Below are 6,371 nucleotides of genomic sequence, written 5' to 3'. Positions count from 1 at the left end.
ACGCATTGATTTAGATGTTATTTTCAGAAGTGGCTAACTTGTACTTGAAATTTACCCAAAAAAAATAATCTCCACATTGAAATTGAAAATTGGATCGGAATTTGAGCAGACACGATGGAACCAGTCTTTGTTTGTGCTTGATCTACTGATTCCAGATTCAATTGGTGACATGGTTGAAGATTATTGGAATGGTGTTGATGATAGATTACGGGAAATAGTTTTTGCTCGTGAAGTGCAGCAGCCAACAAGTACACTGCAAGAGTTAGCTGTGGGTTACGGCTTAACCAGGGAACGTATCCGCCAGATGGAAAGCCAGGCGATTCATGAATATTACGATTGGTGGGATAATCTTAACTTGTCACTAAAACTACTTATCTCGGATAAGCAAGAACATATTCAACTTGACTCGCTATATACTCCACTACAAGCACAACTAATTATGAGACTTATTGTTAAAAAGAAGCATCCTGAATTGGGCCAATGGGTGTATACAGCCGATTCTCTTTTTTCCAAATTCAAAATGAGCTTGAAGCAAGTAGTTATGGATAAACGTTGGATTAAAAATTCTGATATTAGAGACAGCATGAATGCGGATTGTAGTATTTTTACTCAAGCTGATCTTGAAAAAGGCATGCATAGTTTGGGCTTCCATTTTGTTCAAGATGTGTCTGTTTGGACGCAAAATAAGGGGCTTACAATGACTGAACTTATTCAACAATATATGTCGCAGTTTAATCTAAAAGTTATTAATGCGGACGAGCAAAGCTTTGAAAGAATAGATTCGTGGTCCAAACACTATTTTAATCGTAAAATTGCAACCTCTATGCGCGCATTCAAAGCTGGTTTAGGGAAAAACACCAATTTACTTCCGGTCGGAAATGGGGCGTTTAGAGCATATCAAGCAGATCGCTATCCACAACCACTATTACATTTAACGAAAAACAAGTTAGATAAGCGCTTTGAAGAAGGATATTTATTTGCCCGTGACGCTTGGCTGTTAGATACGGTAAAGGTACAGCTGGCAGATGATATGACAAAGGATGAATGGTATCAAGCGTTCAAACGTGAGTACTCAGCTGAATATTCGTTCGGTACGGGAAGAAATAACGATGTATATCCATTGAGTCAAAAGCAATTAACTATTAATCAGCAGATTGAATTGGTTGCTCGACAAAATCTGAAAGGGTACTCGCTTTTCCAGCTAAAACAAGATTATGGATGGGAACCCTACTCTGTACAGCAGGCAACTTCTGTCACGCCGTCGATTTATCTTCATCACAATCAGCTGTTTTGGGTAAATGTTGTCGAAGCAGATAAGATTATCAAAACTGCGATGAGTGAGTATTTTGAGCAAACTTTCAAAACAACAGAATTAACCACAATGCAAAAGGCATATGATTTCTTTAATGAGTTTATGTTAGACCAAGATCCAAAAGCGTTTGACGAAATGCAGATATATAACGTTGAAGCCTTGTCGTCGTATTTGTCATCGTTTAGTGAGATTGATATTGTCGGAAATTTCTTCATTATTGATTCCAACGGATTACCAGACTTACCGCGTGAAAGCAGAAAGGTTTGGGCAGAATACCTGCAGCGTATCGCGTGCAAACCTCTCACTGAATATCAAATTTTTGAAGCAGTTAACGCTGATGGGACAACGCGAAGTACCTGGGATCAAGGACATGAACTGAAAATGAAGGACGCTCGAATTGTTCCAATTTCGAAGGACCTATTTGTAGCCTCTAGAAATATTCTGCGAACGGACGAATTGGACTCATTGGTTCACAGAAGTATGAGTTCATTGCTCGACAAAAAGGCATTTGTGGCGACTCAAACACTATCAGATGATGTCTACACCAGTTTACCGGATGCCCATAACCGAGAGTTTCCAGATCAGATTTTTTCCTGGACCCCGGAACTATTCATTAGCTATGCTGAAAAGCTGGGGTATCTAAGGCTGAGTTGGCCTAAAAGCATGATTAGGGGTAACTGTGATGTGTTAGTACCCAAGACTTCAAGTTTTAATTCGATGGAAGCTCTTATGGCATCGCTCATTATAGAGTGGATGAAAAGCGAAACAAATGAAAACAACCTATTTGTGCACGCGGCATCTTTGGGATTGGTGCCTAAACGTGTTGACGAATATAAGCAGCGGTTTTCTCGATTGTTTATGAACGACCAGGGTTTCACCGTTGATGGTTTAGGTAATGTGAAGAGGCAAAAAAAGTGAAGTTAAGACCTTATCAGCAGGATGCAATCGATGCATTTACTGCAAATAAAAAAATTGGCGTGCTAAATATGGCGACAGGTACTGGCAAGACGTTGACTAGTATTGGCGCTGTGAATCAGGCTTATGCAGTCAATGGACGCCAATTCTTGGTGATAATCGTTCCGTTCACACATCTAGTTGCACAATGGGAAGTAAGTTTACGTGCCAATAACATTTTTCCCGATGTTAAAATTATGGGGATGAGTCAGCGTTGGCGAGGAAAAGTACCTGATCTTGTGTGGCAATATCAACATGGACTAATAAACCGTTTGGTATTAATTGGTACTTATCGCAGTATATGCTCACAATATTTTGAAGATGCTATTTCAGAATTGAATGATCCAGATACGTTTTTATTAGCTGATGAGTGCCATTACATCGGTTCTAAACAATCGCAACGGTCATTTTTGTTTAGTTTCAAGCAGCGGTTGGGTTTATCTGCGACCCCTAATCGCTGGTGGGACGAATCAGGAACTGAGTTTGTTCGGCGATTATTTGGGCATGATGTTTTTGTTTATGGAATGCAGAAAGCAATTGATTCAGGATTCCTAACACCGTACTCTTACGAGCCAACAATTGTACGCCTAGATAGTATAGAGATGGATGAGTTTGAAAAACTTAGTAAGCGTATTGCGTTGCTCATGTCCGCAGCTGATAACGATACAGATGCGGCTGAGATTTTAAAGACGTTACTGTTGCGCCGTTCGCGCATTATTAAGTCGGCGGCCGGGAAAATGATGGCTTTGGAAGCTCAGATTATTCATCAACAAGATGTACACTTTACGTTGGTGTATTGTGCTAATATGCGCGAAACCCAGTCAGTATTATTCATGCTGAGTCAACATGGAATAAGTGCGGCTAGGTTCGATTCGACGCTTTCGCTTAAGGAACGAGAAGTGGTATTGAATCGATTTGGAGCGGGCGAGATATGTGTGCTAGTGGCGGTTAAGTGTTTGGATGAAGGGGTGGATGTTCAAGATACACGAGTGGCTTACTTTTTGGCCAGCACTTCAAATCAGCGGGAATTTGTTCAACGTCGAGGTCGTATTTTGCGACGTGCGCAAGGCAAACAGTACGCTCAGGTGAATGATTATGTGGTGATGCCTCCAGTAGATTACGCGGGTAAATATGCAGAAACGCTTGTTCGGCATGAGTTACCGCGAGTTTATGAACTTAACAATAACTCCATGAATAAATATGGTGCCCGTGGAGTATTAACCCCTGTGTTGCGGCAACTGCAACTAGAAAGATACCTAGATTTATCTTCGCATGATATTTATGTAGAATCACAAAGAAAGAGAGATGGTTATGATGTTACAGGCTGATATTTTACAGCGAATTAACAAACTACCAGTAGAACAGCGTGAACCGTTACTAGAACTAATAGAGGCGGTTTCCGAACAGGCGCAAATGCGTTACACCAATAAGGAAATAGAGCAGAGAGTTGAAGCAGCAGTTAGAAAACAGTTAGTAGGGCAAAACAATGAAGATTAAAAAGCTGGACATGACAAACTTTAGACAGTTTAAGGGCCGTCAAGTACTACAATTTGCTGCTGATGACATTAAAAATGTGACGGTGATCATGGGTCAGAACGGTGCTGGTAAAACCGGTATTTTTCGGGCGGTTTTGTTCGCGCTGTTTGGTGATATTCACCTCAGCCAGGATGCTGATGATGCTGTGATTCATTTGATTAATGAGAATGCCATGCGAGAGGCTGAAAAACTTCCCGTTATCAGCAGTGTTAGTTTAACATTCACACATGGAAATGCTGAGTATACCGTGAAGCGTGAGATTCGGGGACGATTTGACGGGAGTAACTATATGCAGCAATCAGCTGATCAGCAAAAATGTCAGTTGAGCATAAGTCTGGTAGGTGAGGCACCACAAGTGATTACCGATTCCACGGTAGTCGACCAAAAAATTGATGCGATCATTAGACGAGAAGTTAGGGAATTCTTCTTCTTTGATGCCGAAAGTCTTCAAATACTAGCAGATTTAGGTGATCCTAAGGTTCGTGATAGTGTTAAGGATGGAATTTATCAGTTATTGCAAGTTCAGGATCTTGAATATAGTCGTAGCCTGTTGAAAAAAATGCATGAACGCATTCAAAGAGAGGTTCGGTCTTCTGCAAAGGACAGTCAAGTTCAGGAATATCAGCAACAACTAGAGCGGGTGGAATCAGATTTTGCTGATAATCAGCAGCAACTTGTTCAAATCTCCGAGGAGATTGATCGTGCACAGGTGGAGCTTGATGACAAGAAACAGGCTTTGCAGGCCAGTTCCGCAACGCGCGATCTTGTTGCACATATTGAGCAGGTTCAAAGCTCTCTGAATCAACAGGATCAGTTACTGAAACAGCGTCAAAGCAATTTAGCCACGATGATCCATCAAGGAGCTGCTCAACTTTTTGAAGCGATAATTCCCGATGTGCGACAGCAGGTGGATGCCCTCCGAAACAGTAATAATGACAATATACCTAAGTATATTCTGGAGCAGAGCTTAGAAAAAGGAATTTGTGCACTGTGTGGGCATTCGTTAGCTGAAGATCAGCAAGCACAGGATCATGTTCGTGAATTATTACGCCTGTTTAAGTATTCTCAATCTACTAGCTTTTTGTCCAGTATTGATCAAGGCATTGCGGAAATCACTCAGAAACATGGTGACTTTTTAGTTGAACAAAATAAGGCTTTAAGCGAGTACGCAGCCGATTCCCAACAGTATCGTCGCCAACAAGGGGATTTGGACAGTATGAAGAATCGGCTACATGCGACAGCCAGTGAGATTAAAGAATTTCAAGGACTATCCCATTCTGTAGACCATATCTCTGAGGATATTGGTGAACTTAAGAGCAATAAGGCCAACTTTGAAGCACAACAGGTAATACTAAAGGATAAGCGAGCTGAATTGAATAATGAGCTCGACAAACGGGCAAAGATTAATGATCAGCTCACGCAGAAACTGCAATCAGCGAAGATAATTGGGCAGATGCAAGATTCTCTGACAACAATTTTACAAGACTACAGTGACGATTCCCGTTTGACGCTTCAAGAGCGTACGCTGACTTTATTTAAACGATTAATCGCTGTCAAAGATCAACAGCTCATTGACAAGGTAGAGATTAGTCCGAATTATCAAATAAAGGTTTACAATCAAAACAACCGGGAGTTATCAAACGACTTATCTCAGGGTGAGAAGCAAATCTTGTCGCTTTCATTCATCATGGCACTGGCTCAAGTGTCAGCTGAAGGACGAGATGAGATGGCCTTTCCTCTCTTCATGGACACGCCTTTTGCAAGAATCGATGGGGATAATCGTGATCGTTTGATTGATGTAATACCATCATTAGTGCAGCAATGGGTGCTGCTTTTAACTGACACCGAGTTTACAAGTGCTGAACGAGATCAATTTGTAGATAAGGACTGTGTGGGTGCTACTTATCAATTATCCAATTTGAACGGGAATACTGAAATCAAAGCGGTTGATGATATCATGTTGCTGGAGTTGCGAGGTGAAAATGTTGGATAATTTATTTGATGGTAAAGTTGATGTAAAAACCGACAGTCGTTATCAGGACGACTATATTTCACTAACCCAAAATGCTATTGGCATGAAAACAGCTGATGTATATTTCTTAAGCTTAATCATTGGTTATCGTAATGGCATGAGTGTTCCTGCACAAGACAGTAAGGGTAAGGAGTTTCGACCTAGTTACTTCACCTCATTGCAGAAGAACCTATTGTACGGATTCATACTAAATCTGCCCGATGTTAACATTGAAGATATGACGGACGGTGGACAGATTATGCGAATTTTTGCAGAGTGCACATCCTATTCTAATGGTGGAATCGAGTGGTTACGTGCGAATGTGTTCTCTGATCAATTGTCTGAGTCGGGATCAATTAATGCAGATGCGGAAGTCATCATCGAACGGCTTAATCAGATGATTCATGACCAGCTAAACCCAGAAGTTGCACCGTTTTAGTATTAGTTTTGTAAGAACAAAATAACCGAACAACTGAAAATCAAAAATTCAGTTGCTCGGTTATTTTTGTGGAACTATGTCAAACGGTGTTGAATAGTAAATTTATCATTTGGAGTTCG

General features: G+C 40.9%; 5 protein-coding genes. All 5 read left to right on the top strand.

What is annotated here, in order from left to right; all coding sequences use genetic code 11:
* The first annotated feature begins 127 nt into the window (after window positions 1-127).
* The 5 genes from FC18_RS07210 to FC18_RS07190 are packed head-to-tail and all read left to right on the top strand — an operon-like array spanning window position 128 to window position 6,252.
* Window positions 128-2,230 carry a hypothetical protein gene (locus FC18_RS07210; protein WP_056975893.1) on the top strand — a complete coding sequence of 701 codons (2,103 nt, stop codon included), beginning with the start codon at window positions 128-130 and terminating at the stop codon, window positions 2,228-2,230.
* Window positions 2,227-3,594, top strand: coding sequence for a DEAD/DEAH box helicase family protein (locus FC18_RS07205; RefSeq protein ID WP_054680617.1), 1,368 nt, complete (start codon window positions 2,227-2,229; stop codon window positions 3,592-3,594). The genes FC18_RS07210 and FC18_RS07205 overlap by 4 nt, the downstream gene beginning before the upstream one ends.
* A complete protein-coding gene (locus FC18_RS07200; RefSeq protein ID WP_156301001.1) occupies window positions 3,578-3,763 on the top strand; it encodes a hypothetical protein in 186 nt (61 codons plus the stop codon). The genes FC18_RS07205 and FC18_RS07200 overlap by 17 nt, the downstream gene beginning before the upstream one ends.
* The gene (locus FC18_RS07195) at window positions 3,753-5,795 is read left to right on the top strand and encodes an AAA family ATPase (RefSeq protein ID WP_054680625.1); all 2,043 of its coding nucleotides are present in this window, start codon (window positions 3,753-3,755) and stop codon (window positions 5,793-5,795) included. The genes FC18_RS07200 and FC18_RS07195 overlap by 11 nt, the downstream gene beginning before the upstream one ends.
* On the top strand, window positions 5,785-6,252 hold the full coding sequence (locus FC18_RS07190; RefSeq protein WP_054680627.1) for a hypothetical protein: 468 nt from the start codon (window positions 5,785-5,787) through the stop codon (window positions 6,250-6,252). Before FC18_RS07195 ends, FC18_RS07190 begins: the two co-directional genes overlap by 11 nt.
* Window positions 6,253-6,371: the final 119 nt, after the last annotated feature.

This window comes from Lacticaseibacillus sharpeae JCM 1186 = DSM 20505, from assembly GCF_001436225.1.
Lineage (GTDB): Bacteria > Bacillota > Bacilli > Lactobacillales > Lactobacillaceae > Lacticaseibacillus > Lacticaseibacillus sharpeae.
The sequence above is the reverse complement of the archived record's forward strand: the minus strand, read 5'-3'. Positions and strand labels throughout refer to the sequence as shown.